The organism is Bacillus sp. ISL-46, assembly GCF_018613205.1.
Map to the genome: position 1 here is coordinate 94,147 of NZ_JAGGQR010000040.1, position 19,706 is coordinate 113,852.

A 19,706-nucleotide genomic window follows, 5' to 3' on the forward strand; every position below is an offset into this window, starting at 1 on the left:
CTCTGTTTCGGTCACGTAGACCCCTTCTACGTTACCCTATCCTTGGTTAGACCCCTGTTTCGGTCACGTAGACACCTTCTACGTGACCCTATTCATAATTATGACTTTGTTCCGTAACGTAGATCCTTAATTAATGACTTTTCCTTCGGCTCCATTACTATTGGATAATATTTTTCCCATAAAAGATTTCATCCATCTCAATTTTTAATCGCTCCGTGATTTCAATATGTTCATCAGGTGAAAGCTTATCTTTTGTGTATCCAAACAAATAGTTATTTAAATCGAATTCACGCAGCTTGCATTTTGTGTGAAAAATATGTTCCTGATAGACATTAACGTCAATCATATCGAATAATTCGCCGACATCTTCAGGGATGTAATTCTGAATCGAGTTTATTTCATGATCAATAAAGAGCTTATGCCCTGTCTTATCCCTTGTAAAGCCGCGGACCCGGTAATCAATTGTCATCACATCTGTTTCAAATGAACGGATTAAATAATGAAGGGCCTTAAGCGGCGAAATTTCCCCGCACGTTGAAACATCAATATCTGCCCGAAATGTGCTTATTCCTTCATCAGGGTGGAATTCCGGATATGTATGAACCGTGATATGACTCTTATCTAATTGCATCACCACCGATTCCGGCAGAGGTCCCGGAGATTCCTCAAAGGATTCAGACGGCGCATTAGCAACTGGACCCTCTGATACCAATAGAGTCACGCTCGCCCCAGCTGGTTCAAAGTCCTGACTCGCCACATTTAACACATGGGCACCTATTATATCTGATACATGGGTTAAAATTTTTTTCAGCCTGTCTGCACTGTATTGTTCATCTATATACTTCAGATAGGCTTCACGTTCTTCCCTCGTTTTTGTAAAACAAATATCATACATATTAAAGCTTAACGATTTCGTCAAATTATTAAAGCCGTGTAACTCAATAGCCTGCTCGTGTGTAAGTCTCATGACAGTTCCCCCTTAAAATTAAGGTATCCTTTGCAAGTAAATATTATTAAGATACCCAGAGTTCTACCTAGTTACTAATTATTTAAAAAAGTTTCCCTTTCTTAATTATAATTATTATCATTTAATATTTACTTTTAAATAATATATGATATAATTAATTTTGATAAGAAATTAGGAGGAATGCTAAAATGACCGTTGAACAAGTAATCAACCAACAAATTGCAAACTGGAATATACTATATACTAAATTACATCGTTTTCACTGGTATGTGAAAGGTCCTCACTTCTTTACCTTACATGCCAAATTCGAAGAATTATATGAGGAAGCAGCAGCGACAATTGATGAGTTTGCTGAGCAATTATTAACCATTGGCGGCAGTCCCATTTCTACCCTTAAAGAATATCTTCAACTTGCAACCATTGAAGAAACCAGTGAAACATTAACTGCTGAAGAAATGGTTCAGACAATCGTCCATGACTTTTCCTTAATCATTGATGAATTAAAAGCTGGGATGGAAGTTGCTGAACAAAACAATGACGAGGTAACCAGTGATATGTTTTTAGGCCTAATCGGCAAACTCAATAAACATAACTGGATGTTACAATCTTTCCTACAGGCTTAATTGAAAATAAACGTTAAATCTAGGACAAGCTGATTGCTTGTCCTTTTTTTCATGCGATTGAGTTTAATTTTTCCAAAATTGAATGTCTTTGCTATTATTAAATCAAATATAGATCAAATAAATTATGGGAAGTGAAACCCCTAATGAAGTTGTTAACACCTATCTTGACGGTCATTTTCTCTTTGTCTACACTATTAACTGCTTGTGATTCTGAACAGCTGCATCCAAGTAATAATGTACAGCAAAAGCAAAATGGCCTACAGCCTAAGGGAATAAACCAATCCTATTTAAAAAAGCTTGATAATATTAAGGATTTGGCTCAAAAAGGAATGGTGAAGGATTGTCCATTTAATGCGCTTGATCGCACAATCGAACAAGTTAACTCTGAATGGGGTGAACCCGACAAGGTTGATCAGGCAGGTTCTGGCACCTATGCCACCTATGACAATAAAAACATCGTTTTAGGCTATAACAAGGCAGGAGAAATTTTCGACGTTCGTTCCTATGATGCTGACCTCAAAGAAATTACTGACAAGATGGTGGTCAGATCATTCGGACAGCCTAAGGAAATACGAGACAATAATAATGAAAATATTTATGTTTATGAATTGAAGCAGGAAATTCAGCTTAAGTTGATTTTTCCGAAAAGTAGTAATGTGATTGATCATATTTCTGTTTTAAACCCAAAAAGATCTACCATCACAGCATCAAATAACGAATACATCCTTGATATAAAAGGAAACTCCAATCAGTTATCAGAATCAGCTTGGGCTTCGATGCAAAAATGGCGGAAAGATATCGTCCTCTTTGCTAAAAACCAAGAGGGTGTCTATATTAATGGCCCTGATAAAAAACAGGTGGCCCTAACGTTTGATGATGGACCTGATGAAGTAATCACACCAGCAATCATTGAGATTTTGGCAAACCACCATGTAAAAGGAAACTTCTTTTTTATTGGCAGTAAGGTTAATAAGCATCCTGATGTTGTAAGGGACGCCTTTAAAAATGGAAACTTAGTCTTAAGCCATAGCTTTAATCATGTGGAATTAACCAAATTAGGCAAAAACGCTACTAGACTCGAAATTGATCAAGCTGGGAAAGCAATTAAATCAGTTATTGGCAAGGAGCCGGCAATCCTTCGTACACCATATGGAGATACAAATGTACAGGTGGCAGAGGTTGCAAAACAAGAGGGTTATTCCATTGTCCTCTGGTCCATTGATACCCTGGATTGGTCCCAAATGGATTCAAAAAATATCATTCGCAATGTGATCGATAATCTTCGAAACGGTGACATTATCTTAATGCACTCCGATTCCGATAAGATTGAAACCAAAAAGGCCTTACCACAGCTAATAGAAGAATTGCAAAAAAGAAATGTTGAAATTGTCGATTTAGAAACAATGTTAGATTTGAAGGCCTATCAATAATCAACCATATATGAGAATATGGATTCGCTGATTCAACAAGGAAATTCGCTGATAAAATTGCCAAATTCGCTGATTGAACTTATTAAAGGCAAGAAAATTCCATATTCACGCTTTACTAACGTTATTTCATAGCGAAATATTTATTAAAAGGAAAAAGCAGCTAAAAAAATAGCTGCTTTTTACATTTTAAGATTATTTCACTTGATATTCTCGCAATAATTCTACTTCTTCGTCTGTTAATTCCCGATATTCACCTAACTCCAGTGTCTCATCCAACGGCAAGGGGCCCATCGAAATCCGTTGGAGATAAACCACTCTTTTACCAACAGCTTCAAACATTCTTTTCACTTGATGAAATTTGCCTTCCGTGATGGTTAGTTCGATGTCAGAACGGATACCGGATTTTATTATTTTCAACTCACCAGGTTTTGTTTCGTAGCCATCATCCAAGGTTACACCATTAGCAAAGGCAAGTACATCTTCTTCGGTCACTTCACCATCGATTACTGCAAAATACGTTTTCGGAACATGCTTTTTCGGTGAAAGTAATCGATGTGCCAACTGACCATCATTGGTGATCAGCAGTAAACCTTCTGTATCCTTATCCAATCTTCCAACGGGAAACGGCTCATAAACCTGTTCCTCGAGTTCTAATAAATCGATAACCGTTTCGGTAGAGCTATCTTCTGTAGCCGATAAGACTCCTTGAGGCTTGTTCATCATTAGATAGATAAATTCTTTGTATTCAATAACCTCACCATTTAAAGTCACGGTTTGTTTAGATGTATCCACATGCTGTTTTGCATCCTTGACTACTACATCATCCACTTTGACCGCACTACTTTTTAGAAGCTGTTTCACTTCTTTTCGACTGCCATAGCCAAGATTAGCTAGCATTTTATCAATTCTCAACTGTCCCATCTCCTTTTTAAGAAGATTTTTAAAATCTTAACCTTAGTTTTTGCTTGATTCGATCGACCCTGTCACCAAATAAACGGTTCACTAGTCCTGATTTCAGGCCTAAGTAAAAATAGATGACGGCGCCCACTCCGGCACTTATCACGATAAGTAAGACGGATTGACCCTTTGATGCAGGAGAAAGGAATAGTAATAGTAATTTATAAACAATTTCTGTTCCTGCCCACATCAATCCTGCGAAGATGATAATCAATAAACTCCTCCGCCATACCAGTCGGAAACGATAGCCGGAGAATGTCTTAATCACAATTAAATTAATGACAATCGCTGCCGTATAACCAAGCGCGGTGGCGAGAACGGCCCCTCTTGTTTCAAACATTTTAATTAATGGAATGTTTAGAGCAAATTTTATTAATAAACCCACAAGCAAGCTTAAGATGGTAAAGCGCTGTTCGTTAATTCCCTGCAATATGGCTGCTGTTACAGAATAGAGGGAAAAAAGAATCGCAACAGGTGCATAGGCGCCTAATACTTGTGTCCCAAGATTATCATGCTCATAAAAAGCTGTGTAAACCGGTTCGGCCAATAACGAAAGCCCGATAGCAGCCGGTAATGTTAAATAGAGCAAAACTTGAAAGGTTTGGTTTAATTGCCGGTTCATGTTTTTCTGATCATTCTCTACAAATGCCTTTGTAATACTCGGTATGAGTGTTAAGGAAAAGGCCGTTGCAAGTGATACAGGAATGATGACAATTTTATGTGACTCGAAATTTAATATACCAAAGGCCGCATCAGCCACCTGCTTGGCATTGCCCATTGCGGACATCGCCCGGTTAAAGGTAATTTGATCGATAAATTGAAATAACGGATTGGCAATCCCGACAAAAACGAAGGGCGCTGCGTATAAAAGAATTTCTTTATAGATTTCCTTTAAAGAAATATGGCTGTTCCCTTTATCATGTTCAAGTAGCTCGTCCAAATAGGGTTTTCTTTTATACCAATACCAAAATAAAACAACTAATCCTCCGATAGCACCGACAAATGCTGCAAAGGTGGCAACGCTAACTGCCGAAACAATAGTGCCATGTAAAAATTTCAGAACAACATAGGCTCCTGCAAGTGTAAAAATAATTCGTACGATTTGTTCGACAACCTGTGAAACAGCCGAAGGTCCCATTGATTGATGTCCCTGAAAGTAACCTCTGATTAAGCTCATAATTGGCACAACGATTAATGCAAAACTAACAGCCCGAATAACCGTCGTAACATTGGCCAGTTGTCCTTTACCAGGATGACTTAATTCAGCTAACATAGGTGCAGCGGAATACATCACTAAGAATGCCACAAACCCAGTCAACAACATAACCACTAGTCCCGATTTAAACAGCTTTCGGCCAACGGCATACTCTTCAAGTGCATTATATTTTGCAATGAATTTTGAAACAGCCAGCGGTACACCCGCCGTTGCAATACTAATAAAAATGGTATATGGGACATATGAAAATGAATAAAGCTGCGTCCCGTGTTTCCCAACAATTTGATAAAACGGAATAACATAAATTAATCCGATAACCTTAGATAGTATTGTTCCAAACGTTAAAATAAATGTTCCTCTTAAAAGCTTAGACTGCATAGAATCCCTTCCTACCCGAAGAAATACGTGCGCTTCTTCACAAATAATTCGACTTTTTTTGCACACTATTAGTAGTTTACAACTTCTTTCTCTCAGACGCTACTAACTTCCAAGTTAAATTTATGAAAAAAAGGGCACATTCGTTTTATTTTGATGATAAATGTTTATAATGGAGTGACGGATTAAAGTAAAGTTGGTGGAAATATGGATTATGATGTAATTGTCATCGGCGGCGGACCTTCTGGGTTAATGGCGGCCATTGCAGCTGGTGAAAAAGGCGCAAAAGTACTTTTAATTGATAAAGGAGACAAGCTCGGCAGAAAGTTAGCTATTTCCGGAGGTGGTCGCTGTAACGTGACGAATCGCCTGCCAATTGAGGAAATCATCAAGCACCTGCCGGGGAACGGTAAGTTTTTATATAGTGCCTTTTCAATCTTTAGTAATGAAGATATTATTAAGTTCTTTGAAAAATTAGGTATCGAATTAAAGGAAGAGGATCACGGGCGGATGTTCCCCGTTTCCAATAAGGCTCAATCTGTCGTTGACGCCCTATTAAATCAGTTAGAAAAGCTTCGTGTCAGGATTTTCAAAAATAGCCCTGTAGAGGACCTTTTCTATGAAAATGGAACCGTTTCTGCCGTCTTGTTGAAAGATGGTCAAAAATTATCAGCTAAATCGATCGTGATTGCCGTTGGGGGAAAATCAGTTCCACATACAGGTTCAACTGGTGATGGGTATGCTTGGGCGAAGAAAGCAGGACATACGATTACGGATCTGTTTCCAACTGAAGTCCCTGTCACCTCTAGCGAACCATTTATTAAAAATAAAGCCCTGCAAGGTTTATCACTAAGAGACATTGACTTAAGTGTTTTGAATCCGAAAGGAAAGCCGATTATCTCGCACCGCATGGATATGATTTTTACCCATTTTGGAATCAGCGGACCTGCCGTGCTGCGCTGCAGTCAGTTCGTAGTCAAAGCTATGAAAAAGTGGAATTTAAAAGAAGTAACCATGAGCCTTGATGCACTACCAGACAAAAAAGAGGAAGAAGTTTTTCAAGAAATTCTTGCGCTTGTTAAAAGTGAGCCTAAGAAAAGCATTAAAAATACGCTTAAAGGGCTAGTCCCTGAACGATATCTTCTATTTCTATTAGAACATAATGGGATTGACCCATCTGAGCAAGGTGGCACGATTTCCAATGAAAAAATTCGTAGTTTTTCAAAGAGCTGCAAGCAATTCCTGATAAAAGTAAATGGCACCTTGCCTATTGAAAAAGCTTTTGTCACTGGCGGCGGTGTGTCTGTTAAAGAAATCGAGCCACAAACGATGGGCTCGAAATTAATGAATGGTTTATATTTCTGTGGTGAAATCCTTGATGTACATGGTTATACTGGCGGGTATAATATTACCTCTGCCCTTGTAACTGGAAGATTAGCTGGTACCAATGCAGCCCTGTCTGCAAAGAACAAAAAGGTCTGACTATTTGTCAGGCCTTGTAAATTATCATCGCGGAAAAACAATAAATCTGCTCCTCTTCTTCTTCCTCCGGCATTGCTGCCACATTATATTTAATATCGAGCAGGCTTGTTTCATCTATCCCTCTTAAAAACCGATTCATTTCCTTTTCTAAGTCCTTCTCATGTTCCCGATCAAACAATTTAACCTGTATCACTTTTCTCTCTCCCTCTCTTTTTTACTACCATTATTAACAACTTATCTGAATTTTAAAAATAAGCAGACTGAAAAATTAAGGTTATTTTAAGATTCAACTTGTAAACTCCTTTTTAGAAAGACAGTTTCACCTATAGAAAGGAGCATTAAAAATGGATAAAAAACAAAAAATCTCTTGGGGCGTTAGTTTTGGGAGTTTGGCATTAGTAGCTGGAATGGTATCCTTTCTTGGTCTATCAAATGGCGATCAAGCGAGCAATCAAGTGGCACTTACTCAAGGGCAATCCTCAAATAATAATTCTAATCAGCAATCACAGGATGGCTTTAATACACAACAAAGTACTGACCATGGTAGAGGTTTTGATCAATCCTTTGATGGCGGTAACTCATCGCAATACAATCAAAATGATGATTCTAACAATAATTTTGATTCTAGTGATCAGTACTCGAATAATAATGATCAATTCAATGGAAACAGTAATCAACAGGATCAATTTTCAAATGGCGGCGGACCTGGAATGGGACATCAAGGCGGCTTTGACACGACTACAGGTGGAACCTGATGTTTACCTACCAGTTCCCCTCCATGAGTACTATTGTGAAAATCTCTATTAATCATGAGTTATTTGCCAACGATATGATGCCTATCTACAAGCTATTTGAATTGATTGAGGATACATGCAGCCGTTTCCGCTCCGATAGTGAACTATCACGAATAAATCAACAAGTTGAAAAAGTAATCGTTAGCAGTGAGATGATTTCAATCTTATCAGACGCTCTTCGATTTTTTGAAGAAACGGAAGGTATTTTTAATCCTAGCATTCTATCGACGCTTGAAAACCACGGCTATTCAAAATCGATTGAAATGATAAAGGGGAAAGAGTTAGCAGTAACTCCCCCTTCAACAATGGCTGCGATAAGTTCGCAACCTTTTATACTAAATGAAAGTAAACGGTCCGTAACCCTATTATCAAAAATCGATCTTGGGGGAATGGCCAAGGGCTGGGTGATTGATCGTGCCGCACTGCTTTTAGATAGGTTGGGCTATGGCTTTATCAACGTGGGTGGTGATATCCGCATTTTCGGCACGTTGCCACGACCATTAAATATTGGGATCGAGAATCCATTTGCCGAAACAACGATGATTTCTTCGATTCAGGTTCAAAAAGGTGCGCTGGCGACGTCCACAACCATGAAAAGGACATGGCGGATGAATGGGGAGTGGACGCATCATTTGATTGATACTCGAACAGGAAAACCTAGTAAAAGTAAGATTGTATCGGCAACAGTGACAGCCCCTACTGCTTTGGAAGCTGACGTTTGGGCAAAAACGGTTCTTTTACTTGGTAAACAGGCTGGTCAAGAGTGGATAAATAGTAAAGGTGTCCAGGCTGTGTTAATTACTAATGACGGAGATATTTGGAGAGGAGGAGAGTAACTTGGAAATGTTTGAATGGTATATGATCCGTGCTACAGGTTTGGTAGCTTACCTTTTACTTTACTTGTCTGTCATCATTGGACTATACTCTCAAGTTCAGAAAAAGCGAAAACAAAAGGTCACTACTTCCCTATTTTTGCATGAATCAATGTCTAATTGGGCCCTTTATCTTGTCCTTGGCCACGTAGGATTTTTACTAATCGATTCATATATCTCGTTACAATGGTTAGAGATACTCATACCGTTTAATACGGACTATAAGCCCTTGCCAATGGCGCTGGGCGCACTATCCCTTTATTTCTTAATTATGACGATCGTTACATCCAAAGCACGAAAAAAAATCGGCTATCAAAAATGGCGGAAATTACACGCATTGAATCCGGTCCTATATATATTCGTTACGATACATGGTTTATTGATTGGTACAGATATTCAAGGTGCCGTACTTGCTGCAGTCAATATCCTGCCGCTTATCCTTTTAGGAGGTATGTTGATGAGAGATAAACCTAAGCTTGAGGTCTCTCACTAACCCAGAAAGCGCAAGCGCTGCTTATTTACACAAAAAAACCGATTCCATGGTGGAATCGGTTATTCTGTATATTCTGTTTCTCCAGTCCATGCGAGCATGCCGCCAACCATATTGCGAACCTTATATCCTTGGTCCTTTAGATAATGGCAGACATTTCCACTGCGGGCACTTGAGCGGCAAATAAAAATATATTCCTTATCCTTGTCAAAATAGTCGAGATTAGCAGGAATGTCACCCATTCGAATATGCTTAGCTCCTGGTACCATCCCGAATACTACTTCTTCATCTTCCCTAACGTCCACAAGCTCAAGTTTCTCCCCTGCCTCAAGCTTCTTTTCTAATTCTTCTGGTGTAATCGTTTGAATTTCTTCCATCTAGTCCATCCCCTTCAGGAAAACAGCCCCAAGAGAGGGGCCATTCTTTTAATTTGCTACAATATTAACAAGCTTTCCTGGAACAGTAATTACCTTGCGAATTGTTTTTCCTTCAATTTGTTCCTTTATATGCGCATCTTCCATCGCGATGCCTTCAAGTGACTCTTTGCTTGCATCTGTTGGTACCATAAGTTTTGTCTTTACTTTACCATTTACCTGGATGACAATTTCAACTTCTTCATCCACTAGTTTTGCCTCATCATAGGCAGGCCATGCTTCGTAAGTTATCGTTTCACTGTGTCCCAACTTTTCCCAAAGCTCCTCAGCGATATGCGGGCAAACAGGTGCAAGCAATTTAACGAATCCTTCAATATACTCTTTTGGAAGTACAGTTGCCTTATAGGCTTCATTAATGAATACCATCATTTGTGAAATGGCCGTGTTAAACCTCAAACCTTCATAATCCTCAGTCACTTTTTTCACGGTTTGATGATACACTTTTTCCAAACTAGAGGTTTCTTCATTGGCTTGAATCTTTGGATTTAATTCTCCATTTTCCTCAACCATTAAACGCCAGATCCGATCTAAGAAGCGGCGGGAACCATCCAATCCATTGGTCGACCAAGCAATCGATGCATCAAGCGGTCCCATGAACATTTCATACAAGCGAAGGGTGTCAGCACCGTGGCTGCCAACGATATCATCAGGGTTTACTACATTCCCTTTTGATTTACTCATTTTCTCATTTCCTTCGCCTAAAATCATTCCTTGGTTAAATAGCTTTTGGAATGGTTCTTTGGTTGGAACCACACCGATATCATACAAGAATTTGTGCCAGAAACGCGCATAAAGTAAATGTAATACGGCATGTTCGGCACCGCCAATGTAGATATCAACAGGAAGCCAATGATTTAATTTTTCCTGCGAAGCAAGTGCTTGATCATTTTTTGGATCAATATAACGTAAATAATACCAGCAGCTGCCCGCCCATTGCGGCATTGTGTTCGTTTCGCGACGTCCCTTTTTACCTGTTTCCGGATCCACAACATTCACGAAATCAGAAATAACTGCAAGTGGTGATTCTCCTGTCCCTGAAGGACGAATTTCAGTGGTTTTTGGTAACATCAGTGGAAGCTGGTCTTCCGGAACTGCTGTCATTGAACCATCTTCCCAATGGATAATCGGAATGGGTTCACCCCAATAACGTTGACGGCTGAACAGCCAATCTCTTAGGCGGAAGGTTACTTTCTTCGTTCCTATCCCTTTTTCTTCTAACCAAGCAATCATTTTTTGAATGCCTTCTGTTTTATCCAAGCCATTTAAAAATTCAGAGTTAATATGTTCACCATCGCCTGTGTAGGCTTCTTTGTCAATATCTCCACCTGCGACAACTGCTTTAATAGGAAGGTTAAATTCTTTTGCGAATTCATAGTCACGCTCATCATGTGCAGGAACTGCCATAATCGCACCAGTTCCATAGCTTACTAACACATAATCAGCAATCCAAATTGGCATTTTCTCCCCATTGGCAGGATTGATGGCATAGGCGCCAGTAAATACTCCTGTTTTCTCTTTGGCAAGATCCGTACGTTCCAAATCGCTTTTCGTCTTAACTTTGTCTAAATAGGCATCAACCGCAGCACGCTGTTCAGCTGTTGTTATTTTTTCAACAAAGGAATGTTCAGGTGCAAGCACGGCATACGTAGCACCAAATAAAGTATCAGGACGAGTAGTGAAGACAGTGAATGTCTCCTCATGTCCTTCGATTGAGAAGGTAACTTCCGCACCTTCTGAACGGCCGATCCAGTTGCGCTGCATTTCCTTCAAGCTTTCAGGCCAATCAAGTTCTTCAAGGTCTTCCAGTAAACGGTCACCGTAAGCGGTGATTCTTAACATCCACTGCTTCATCGGACGACGTTCAACTGGGTGCCCGCCGCGTTCACTTTTGCCATCAATGACCTCTTCATTTGCTAGTACCGTTCCAAGTGCAGGGCACCAGTTTACCGCTACTTCATCAATGTAAGCTAGACCTTTTTCAAAAAGTTTTAAGAAAATCCATTGGGTCCATTTGTAGTATTCAGGGTCAGTCGTATTGACTTCACGATCCCAATCATACGAGAATCCTAATGATTTAATTTGCCGGCGGAACGTATTGATATTCTGTTCTGTAAATTCCGCTGGATCGTTACCCGTATCCAATGCGTATTGTTCCGCTGGTAGGCCGAACGCATCCCAGCCCATTGGATGAAGAACATTGTATCCCTGCATCCGCTTTAAGCGGGAAAGAATGTCGGTTGCTGTGTAGCCTTCAGGGTGTCCAACGTGTAGACCTGCCCCTGACGGATATGGAAACATATCTAAAGCGTAAAATTTTCTTTTATCAAATTCTTCGCTTGTTTTAAATGTTTTTTCTTCTTCCCATTTCTTTTGCCACTTTTGTTCGATTTGATTATGGTCGAAACTCATAATGCTCTTCCTCCTAAAAAAAAATAAAAAACCCCTCATCCCAAAAAGGGACGAGAGGATTGTATGTATCTTCCCGCGGTACCACCCACATTAGTGCTGACTGCACTCGCTTCATTCATCCTTAACGCGGAAAACGGCAAGCCTTACTATTCCTTCACGCTTGCAACTCAAAGGCGAGTTCATGATGTACCCGGTTGACTTCCACCAGCCGTCAACTCTCTATTTGCGGGTATGAACCATTACTACTCCTGATCACTGTCTTTTCAATATTAATATAAAGTATTACGGTTATTGTATTAAATTTTCAGTAAGTATGCAACCCAAACAATCGCCTAGATTCATGATAGACAAAATATCCACCTTTTAAACAAAAAAAAGTGAGAGCATATGAACCCCCACTGTCCTCTCCACACGGACAAATCCTATATTTGTCCATGGATGGTGCCTGACACCATTTTCGTTTTTAGACTTCGATCATATAGTAATGTTGTTACAATTGCGATTAGGAATAACAAAATTAAAACTATGAATAGTGCTGACATGTTATACATGTCAACGATCATTCCTCCCATTAAGGGCCCTACCATTCTTCCACCTGTTGCTGTACTGTTGACGATTCCTTGGTAGAAACCTTCACGGCCCTTTGGAGCTAAGTCAAAGGCGACTGTAGGCACAGCCGGCCAGATGAACATTTCACCGATTGTTAGGATGATCATCCCGACAAGAAATCCTGAGAATACCGTTGCCTTCCCTGCGACTAAAAATGAAACAATAAAAATACCAATGCCAATAATCATTTGTAGTTTGAGTGAGGCGGTTAGATGTTTCAACACACTATTTAAAAGCGGTTGGCCAACGACAATGAGGGCTCCGTTTATCGACCATAATAAGCTATATTGCGTTAAAGAGATATGGATTTCCTGTGTATACGACGCAATCGTCGTTGGCCATTGTACATAAGCCACCCAGCACAGCAAATAACCTGTGCACAGTATCAATAAGGCATACAGATTTTTTCTATTCGTAACGGTTGGAACATTTATATCGATCGTTCCTTGTTTTCCTGAATCCACTAAGATTCCCTTATAGCCAAATACCGCTATGAGTAAAAAGAGGACGTACATGACTGTATTTGCAAGGAAGATTAGTTGAAAGGAATGAGCTGCAACAATCCCTCCAAGAGATGCACCCAAGGCTACTCCAAGGTTTTGGGCAACATAAATGGCGTTAAATGCTTTACGCCCGCCTTCTTTCCAAACAGACCCTGCCATGGCATACATTGATGGAAAAATAATTCCCGTACCAAATCCAATAATGATTTGGAAAACAGTATATGCTAGCCAGCCATGCCAGAACGTTAAGCCAACAAGGGCTGCAAGCGTAATACTTATTCCTAAAATAATAGATTTGTAGCCGCCAATTTTATCGAATAGGCTGCCGCCATAAAGGTTTCCGATCACACTAGCGGCGGAATTTAACATTAAAACAATTCCAGCTACTGATAAGGACTTCCCTAAATGGTCGTGTATATAGATTGTATTTAAAGGCCATAAAAATGAAGAGCCTGTTACATTAACGATCATTCCAATTATTAAGAGCCATAAGGCACGTGGCATATAAAAACGCCCCTTCACATTTCACTTTTCAATTTCCAAAGATTTATTCTATTCCTTTTTCAAGTGGGGTGCAATTCTTTTTCTTTTCCAGTATTGGCGGGCTATGATCTGTCGTATTAAAATAGGAAATTCGTGAAACTTTTAAATAATTCTGTGGATTCTAGAGGTGATTACGCCAACTTTTCCAGTTATTCCGCCAAATCCCCGTTTATTCCGCCAAACCCTATAATTCTCCCGCAACAATCCTAGTACCACATACACAACAAAAACACTGTCTCAAAAAGAAACAGTGTTTTCTAAATATACCATCTGAACCCTAAACCCTCTAAGGAATGTACAGATAGGATTATTTTTTCGGTACTGCTGGTACAACTGGCGCTTGAGCAGGGAAATAGCTATTGACGGCTGCGTCCTTTTTCTTCTCATTAACGTTTTCGTCGAGAACCGCTTTTTTCACCTTTTCGATTTCCTTGTCGAGTTCTTCCATATTAACGCCTTTTTTCACAAGCTCTTCTGTGGCAAGACGGACTGCCTTGTTCGATTGGACTACTGATTCTCTCAGTGAATCCATCGAGCCTTGTGGATTATGGAAGCCTGCGGAGTTTTCAGCTGCAATGATATCCCAGAACCATTGTCCTATCCGAACAAATTCTTGAGCTTGCTTGATTTTTTCTTCGCTTACACCAGAGGTAATCATTTTATTTACATAATAGTGTGATGTTGTTGAAATATCTTGTGCTTCGTGTAATGCACTTACATTAGCTTCTTGAATTTCAAGTACAAAATTAGTAGCTCAGTGATTTTTAACACTTTTTAGTGATTTTCCAGTATATTATTCGCGAAAAAAAAAGGAGCCCTCAATGAAAAAAAATGAGGGTTCCTTCTGTATTTTTAGGAGGACTGGTCCTTTTCTTGGTGAAATTTGGATTTCACCGGCTGCCCGCCTGTTTTTTCATAGTTCTTCTTTGCTTGTTTTACAAGATCGAAATCTTGTCCGAGTTCCAGATCTTGATTATTAATTCCATTCCGTGTTTTCTGTTCAGGGTTTTGTTGCTTGGAACGCTTTTTCAAAGGTTTTCCCCCTCTAGAATCATTGTGTTCTGAAGCTGCTGAAGCTGGAGTCTCATTCTATGGAGTTGGTCCCTTTGCTGCGAATTAGCACTTTGGGCCATTTTTGCAATGTCCAGATAAGTATCTTCAAGCTGTTGCAGTGCCTTTGTGTAATCATCATCATTATAGTGCTCTTGAAGGCTGCTTTGTTTGTACTGTTCCTCGGCATAGCGAATTGCATCCTCAACCTGCTGCATTAAGTTGTCCATTGAGTCGCGAGTAGCCATCTTTAGAACCCCCTTCTGTAATAACTCAATCCCCGTTGAATCTCTAGAAGCAAAATGCTTCATTTCTTATTGTGTTCTCCATTCCTTTTCCTATAACATAAACAGTTGGATAAATTTTACCAACCATGTCCGTTAATAATTACATTTGGATAAGCTTGTCATATCATGATAAAATTGATGTTATGTCTTTTACTTTTTAAAAAGGAGGTTTTCTGATTGATTCAGACTAGACCTTTTCCATATGCTTCTGATGATAAACGTTACCATACATGGAATTACCACCTTCGTGGGCAATTTGGTCATAAGGTGTTTAAGGTTGCACTCGACGGGGGATTTGACTGCCCGAACCGTGACGGCACGGTGGCACACGGGGGCTGCACATTTTGTAGTGCGTCCGGATCAGGTGATTTTGCTGGAAATCGCGTGGAGACCTTGGAAACACAATTTAACGAAATAAAAGAAAAAATGCACACGAAATGGAAAGATGGCAAATATATGGCCTACTTTCAGGCATTTACAAATACCCATGCACCTGTAGATGTTCTCCGCGAAAAATACGAATCAGTTCTAAATCAGGAAGGCGTAGTGGGTTTATCAATCGCCACTCGTCCTGATTGTCTGCCCGATGATGTGGTCGAGTATTTAGCGGAATTAAACCAACGCACCTATTTATGGGTTGAATTAGGGCTTCAAACGGTTCATGAGCGGACTGCCTCACTTATTAATCGTGCCCATGACTTTCAGTGCTATAAAGACGGCGTTACTAAGCTTAGGAAACATGGCATTCGCATCTGCTCTCACATCATTAATGGCCTGCCGCTTGAATCATATGACATGATGATGGAAACAGCGCATGAAGTTGCCAAGTTAGACGTGCAAGGAATAAAGATTCATTTGCTTCATTTGTTAAAAGGAACGCCCATGGTCAAGCAATATGAAAAAGGAATGCTTGAGTTTCTGTCCCAAGAAGACTATGTAAACTTAGTATGTGACCAATTAGAAATTTTACCACCAGAAATGATTGTTCACCGAATCACAGGAGACGGACCAATTGATTTAATGGTTGGACCCATGTGGAGTGTAAACAAGTGGGAAGTCTTAAATGCGATTGATGCTAATCTGAAAGAAAGGAACAGTTGGCAGGGTAAATTTTATCAGGGGAACTTGGTGTAGTAACAATGAACATAGATAAGATTCTTCCGTTTGCGAAAAGTCTACTCATTAAAGCTGTTAAACCTGGGGATGTCGTTATTGATGCGACAGTAGGAAATGGCTATGATACTGTTTTCTTAGCAGAGCTTGTTGGTGAATCAGGGCAAGTATTTGGATTTGATATTCAGAATGAAGCCATTGTTGCTAGCAAGGCACGTCTGAAACAGAAATGCATGTTAGAGCGAGTCACGATTTTTCAATCAGGTCATGAAAACCTATCCCAATTGATTCCCGACATCCATTATGGTAAGATTTCAGGTGCGATTTTTAACTTAGGTTATCTTCCAGGCAGTGATAAAGCAATTGTAACCCGTCCTGAAACAACGATTGCTGCCATTCAACAACTATTGGAGATCATGGCACCAGAAGGAATCATCGTGCTTGTTATTTATCATGGTCACAAAGGCGGTGCCGAGGAGCGGGATTCTCTGCTTGCCTATTGCCAGCAAATGGACCAGAAAAAGGCACATGTGCTCCAATACCAATTTATTAATCAACAAAATCATCCAGCGTTTATTATAGCGATTGAAAAAATATAACAAACCAGGCTCGCGCCTGGTTTATTTTGTGATTAACCTTGTGACAAATGCCGGGACTGATTTTTGTACAGAACGGTAGGCAAGACCATTGAAATAAAAGAAATAACTAATCCAGCCGCCCGATTTAATAATGCCTTTTGCCAGTTTACGGACGTTTTTCTGTTTGCGGACCTTGGCATCTGATAAATAAATTCCTAACAGACCGCGATTAATCAGGCGATGGAAGTTCTTGTGCGGAAGGTATTCCGTGTGCCGGTCAGCTTCAACCACAAAATGCTTCAATCGCTGAAAAAGTTTTTCCTCACTTTGATAATAGGAACAAAAATTCAAGTCCCCTCCCGCGATGTCCTCCTCTTGATCAATAAAATAATCCAATAGAATATGTAAGCCCTGAATATATGGAAAGTACCCCTTCCTGATATTTTCTGCATCACTCAGCTGAAAATCATCACGAAGCGCATAGGATATGAGGCAAAAAATGCCTAAGGTAGAACCGGAACATGCCGAGAATTCATACCATTCCATTTCAGGCAGCTGGTATTGGTTGTTTTGAAACCATTTTTCAAGACGAGGGACTCTCTCCTCTTGAGTTACATGCTTGTGAATTTGTAAATCACAATAGTATTGGCAAAGCTCAAGCAAGTAATCTTTGATTCCATCATAATTATTTACTTCCCTAAGGACAGAACGACAGGTTTCCGATAAATCATACAAATAATTATCATCATCCTGATCCGTGCGGAGCCGGTAATAGTTTTTCTTGCCAGCCTGTAGAACAAATGCATCTGACATCGATTCATGGAGTGCTGCAAAATCCTCAGGATCAAGGGAAGTACTTCTGTCACAAAGATTATCTAGATAATCACTGATGGTTTGATAGGCAACGATAAATTTTATGGCTTTTTTATAGTCCTCTTTAGCAGTTAGTGCGAGGATGGCTCCACCTTCACAATGGAATGTTTTATGCTCAATGCTTGCGAGAGCTTGGGTTCTTAGCTCTGCATTCGGAATGTTTTCAGCACGGCTTTTCCAATAAGCCAATTCTTTGTGTACTGCTGGAAGTATTTTGCGATATACCCTAGACATAAGGGTGATTGGCATCATTGAAACCGACAACCTTTCTAAACAATATAACCTATTGCTTTTAATTGACTTAAAACAAAATCCTTTGCATACTCAAATACCTCTTCCCGCTCTGGTTCATTAAAGATTTCATGGTAACATTTCGGCCATTCCTTAAATCTTTTTTCAGATAATGGAACATGATTGAACCATTCTTTTACGGTGCCTTTATTTACAATTTTGTCATCTCCACCTTGCATGACAAGCATGGGAATATCCTGTATTTTTTCAAGGTCTTGAAATGCCTCTTTTATCGCCCCTACCAGTTCCCGATACCATCTGATCGATACCTTGGTAATATAGAGAGTATCATTTGAATCGGCTTCCCTTACTTCTTCGTTTCTTGTCGCCATTTGAACCGTCAATCCGGAATTCATCCGAAGTGAAGGGAAAACCACATTCAGACCATGCGATAGAATATCTAAAAATTTGGAAGGAGTATGAACTAACCCTAAACATGGGGAAGAAAGAATGACTCCAGCAACATTCAATCTTTCTTCCTGTAAGAGACGGATTGAGATCAAGCCGCCCATACTGTGACCAAGTAAAAAGACTGGTAAATCATAACGATAAGCAGCCTGTATCCAATCTTTCACCTCGAAAATATATTCATCAAAGGAATTAATATGGCCGCGGTTTGCTCTTGTTGTCATCCCTTGCCCCGGAAGATCTGCCATAATGATATGGAATCCAGCCGAACGCCACATTTCAATCAGCCAGCCATAACGGCGATGATGTTCCATAGCGCCATGGACGATCACGATTACAGCCTTCGCTTCTCCTTCTGCTTCCCACTTCCACATAGTTTTCCCCCCTGGAATTAGTTATTACCTATTGTTGGAAAAATTTCAAACTATCTTTAGTCCTTTTTTAATAAAAAAGACAAATTTTTTGTGAATCACTTCATACTTCCGATAAAATAGAATCATCATGCAAAAGGAGCGAGAATAATGATTTATCCATTTAAAGGGAAGTATCCCCGCATAGCTGATACTGCTTATATTGCCGACTATGTGACGATTACCGGTGATGTTGAGATTGGCGATGAATCAAGTGTTTGGTTTAACACCGTTATCAGAGGGGACGTAGCCCCAACCATTATTGGTAAGAAAGTAAATATACAAGATAATTCTATCTTACACCAAAGCCCCAATAACCCGCTAATTTTAGAAGATGAAGTAACGATTGGTCATCAGGTTATTCTACACAGTTGTATCATTCGAAAAAAAGCGTTAATAGGAATGGGTTCCATCATTCTTGATAATGCTGAAATCGGCGAGGGTGCTTTTATTGGAGCCGGCAGTCTGGTTCCGCAAGGGAAAAAAATCCCCCCTAATACCTTAGCATTTGGCAGACCGGCAAAAGTTATTAGAGAATTAACACCAGAAGACATAAAAGATATGGTAAGAATCTCTACAGAATATGCAGAAAAGGGACAATATTATAAGTCGATCCAATCATAATTCTTAAAAAATAGGCTGTGTTAAAGGTCATTGTTGATTTTATTGCCAAGTTGGTTGGAGCGGAAGGTGCGAAGACTCCTGCGGGAGGACGGGGCAGGGGAGACCCCGCAGGCGCTTAGCGCCGAGGAGGCTCCCCGAACCGCCCGCGGAAAGCGAAGCACCTGGAGCGGAAATCAACTTGGCAATTGTAACAGAGAAAAAGCAAAAGCACCCAAGAAATTTGGGTGCTTCAGATTGTAGACAAAAGGCATTCGAATGAGCCCATTCGATGCCTTTTTATTGGATTTTTGCTCGTAAGAGCAAAATTTAGACCTATCCTTTGACTATTATTACGCAAATTCTGGACCTTTCCACGTCCAGCTGGCCAT

21 protein-coding genes and 1 other annotated feature are annotated in these 19,706 nt (G+C 39.9%); of the genes, 9 read left to right on the plus strand and 12 right to left on the minus strand.

The features are described from left to right. Positions 1–157 precede the first annotated feature (157 nt). Entirely contained in the window at positions 158–967 is an 810-nt protein-coding gene (gene speD, locus J7E67_RS19235; RefSeq protein WP_214719246.1) for an adenosylmethionine decarboxylase, read from the minus strand. A gap of 188 nt (positions 968–1,155) precedes the next feature. Between speD and J7E67_RS19240 the strand changes: the two genes are divergently transcribed. Both J7E67_RS19240 and J7E67_RS19245 read left to right on the plus strand, forming a co-directional pair. Beyond that, positions 1,156–1,590: a Dps family protein gene (locus tag J7E67_RS19240; protein WP_214719247.1), complete on the plus strand. Its 435-nt coding sequence runs from the start codon at positions 1,156–1,158 to the stop codon at positions 1,588–1,590. A gap of 143 nt (positions 1,591–1,733) precedes the next feature. Next, positions 1,734–3,020 carry a DUF4309 domain-containing protein gene (locus J7E67_RS19245; protein WP_214732656.1) on the plus strand — a complete coding sequence of 429 codons (1,287 nt, stop codon included), beginning with the start codon at positions 1,734–1,736 and terminating at the stop codon, positions 3,018–3,020. A gap of 192 nt (positions 3,021–3,212) precedes the next feature. Here J7E67_RS19245 and J7E67_RS19250 read toward each other — a convergent pair whose 3' ends face one another. Beyond that, complete coding sequence (locus J7E67_RS19250; protein WP_214732657.1) at positions 3,213–3,941, minus strand: 16S rRNA pseudouridine(516) synthase; 729 nt, start codon at positions 3,939–3,941, stop codon at positions 3,213–3,215. Between the two features lie 19 nt (positions 3,942–3,960). Next, positions 3,961–5,571: a putative polysaccharide biosynthesis protein gene (locus tag J7E67_RS19255; RefSeq protein ID WP_214732658.1), complete on the minus strand. Its 1,611-nt coding sequence runs from the start codon at positions 5,569–5,571 to the stop codon at positions 3,961–3,963. 204 nt (positions 5,572–5,775) lie between these two features. Here J7E67_RS19255 and J7E67_RS19260 point away from each other — a divergent pair, with 204 nt between their 5' ends. Beyond that, positions 5,776–7,050, plus strand: a complete 1,275-nt coding sequence (locus J7E67_RS19260) for a BaiN/RdsA family NAD(P)/FAD-dependent oxidoreductase (RefSeq protein WP_214732659.1) — start codon at positions 5,776–5,778, stop codon at positions 7,048–7,050. A gap of 7 nt (positions 7,051–7,057) precedes the next feature. Here the strand turns inward: J7E67_RS19260 and J7E67_RS19265 are convergent, their stop codons facing one another. Further along, positions 7,058–7,243, minus strand: coding sequence for a sporulation protein Cse60 (locus J7E67_RS19265; protein ID WP_168245378.1), 186 nt, complete (start codon positions 7,241–7,243; stop codon positions 7,058–7,060). Between the two features lie 151 nt (positions 7,244–7,394). Between J7E67_RS19265 and J7E67_RS19270 the strand changes: the two genes are divergently transcribed. Genes J7E67_RS19270 through J7E67_RS19280 form a run of 3 tightly spaced genes read left to right on the plus strand, consistent with a single transcriptional unit; the run spans position 7,395 to position 9,209 of the window. Continuing rightward, positions 7,395–7,805, plus strand: coding sequence for a hypothetical protein (locus tag J7E67_RS19270; RefSeq protein WP_214732660.1), 411 nt, complete (start codon positions 7,395–7,397; stop codon positions 7,803–7,805). Next, on the plus strand, positions 7,805–8,680 hold the full coding sequence (locus J7E67_RS19275) for an FAD:protein FMN transferase (protein WP_214732661.1): 876 nt from the start codon (positions 7,805–7,807) through the stop codon (positions 8,678–8,680). Before J7E67_RS19270 ends, J7E67_RS19275 begins: the two co-directional genes overlap by 1 nt. Positions 8,681–8,687: 7 nt before the next feature. Next, positions 8,688–9,209 (plus strand): ferric reductase-like transmembrane domain-containing protein, encoded by a 522-nt coding sequence (locus J7E67_RS19280; protein ID WP_251026871.1) that lies wholly within the window; start codon positions 8,688–8,690, stop codon positions 9,207–9,209. Between the two features lie 59 nt (positions 9,210–9,268). Here J7E67_RS19280 and J7E67_RS19285 read toward each other — a convergent pair whose 3' ends face one another. The 6 genes from J7E67_RS19285 to J7E67_RS19310 form a co-directional block, all read right to left on the minus strand. Beyond that, entirely contained in the window at positions 9,269–9,583 is a 315-nt protein-coding gene (locus tag J7E67_RS19285; protein ID WP_214719260.1) for a rhodanese-like domain-containing protein, read from the minus strand. A gap of 48 nt (positions 9,584–9,631) precedes the next feature. Continuing rightward, positions 9,632–12,049 (minus strand): leucine--tRNA ligase, encoded by a 2,418-nt coding sequence (leuS, locus tag J7E67_RS19290; RefSeq protein WP_214732663.1) that lies wholly within the window; start codon positions 12,047–12,049, stop codon positions 9,632–9,634. Positions 12,050–12,092: 43 nt separating this feature from the next. After that, positions 12,093–12,314 (minus strand) — a binding site (T-box leader). A gap of 157 nt (positions 12,315–12,471) precedes the next feature. Next, positions 12,472–13,665, minus strand: coding sequence for an MDR family MFS transporter (locus J7E67_RS19295; protein ID WP_214732664.1), 1,194 nt, complete (start codon positions 13,663–13,665; stop codon positions 12,472–12,474). Positions 13,666–14,011: 346 nt separating this feature from the next. Next, positions 14,012–14,437 (minus strand): ammonia-forming cytochrome c nitrite reductase subunit c552, encoded by a 426-nt coding sequence (locus J7E67_RS19300; protein ID WP_308161452.1) that lies wholly within the window; start codon positions 14,435–14,437, stop codon positions 14,012–14,014. Between the two features lie 119 nt (positions 14,438–14,556). After that, the gene (locus tag J7E67_RS19305; RefSeq protein WP_088089318.1) at positions 14,557–14,736 is read right to left on the minus strand and encodes a glycogen biosynthesis protein GlgD; all 180 of its coding nucleotides are present in this window, start codon (positions 14,734–14,736) and stop codon (positions 14,557–14,559) included. Further along, positions 14,733–15,002: a YtzC family protein gene (locus tag J7E67_RS19310; protein ID WP_088089319.1), complete on the minus strand. Its 270-nt coding sequence runs from the start codon at positions 15,000–15,002 to the stop codon at positions 14,733–14,735. Before J7E67_RS19310 ends, J7E67_RS19305 begins: the two co-directional genes overlap by 4 nt. Positions 15,003–15,218: 216 nt before the next feature. Between J7E67_RS19310 and mnmL the strand changes: the two genes are divergently transcribed. Both mnmL and mnmM read left to right on the plus strand, forming a co-directional pair. Next, entirely contained in the window at positions 15,219–16,175 is a 957-nt protein-coding gene (gene mnmL / locus J7E67_RS19315; RefSeq protein WP_214732665.1) for a tRNA modification radical SAM protein MnmL/YtqA, read from the plus strand. A 5-nt stretch (positions 16,176–16,180) separates the two neighbouring features. Then, positions 16,181–16,753: a tRNA 5-(aminomethyl)-2-thiouridylate-methyltransferase MnmM gene (gene mnmM, locus J7E67_RS19320; protein WP_214732666.1), complete on the plus strand. Its 573-nt coding sequence runs from the start codon at positions 16,181–16,183 to the stop codon at positions 16,751–16,753. A 21-nt stretch (positions 16,754–16,774) separates the two neighbouring features. On the opposite strand, the gene J7E67_RS19325 is transcribed toward mnmM, so the two are convergent. Continuing rightward, on the minus strand, positions 16,775–17,869 hold the full coding sequence (locus J7E67_RS19325; protein WP_374223931.1) for a tetraprenyl-beta-curcumene synthase family protein: 1,095 nt from the start codon (positions 17,867–17,869) through the stop codon (positions 16,775–16,777). 5 nt (positions 17,870–17,874) lie between these two features. Continuing rightward, positions 17,875–18,678, minus strand: a complete 804-nt coding sequence (locus tag J7E67_RS19330) for an alpha/beta hydrolase (RefSeq protein ID WP_214719272.1) — start codon at positions 18,676–18,678, stop codon at positions 17,875–17,877. 147 nt (positions 18,679–18,825) lie between these two features. On the opposite strand from J7E67_RS19330, the gene J7E67_RS19335 reads away from it, so the two are divergent. After that, positions 18,826–19,338, plus strand: coding sequence for a gamma carbonic anhydrase (locus tag J7E67_RS19335; protein WP_214719273.1), 513 nt, complete (start codon positions 18,826–18,828; stop codon positions 19,336–19,338). Positions 19,339–19,706 lie beyond the last annotated feature (368 nt).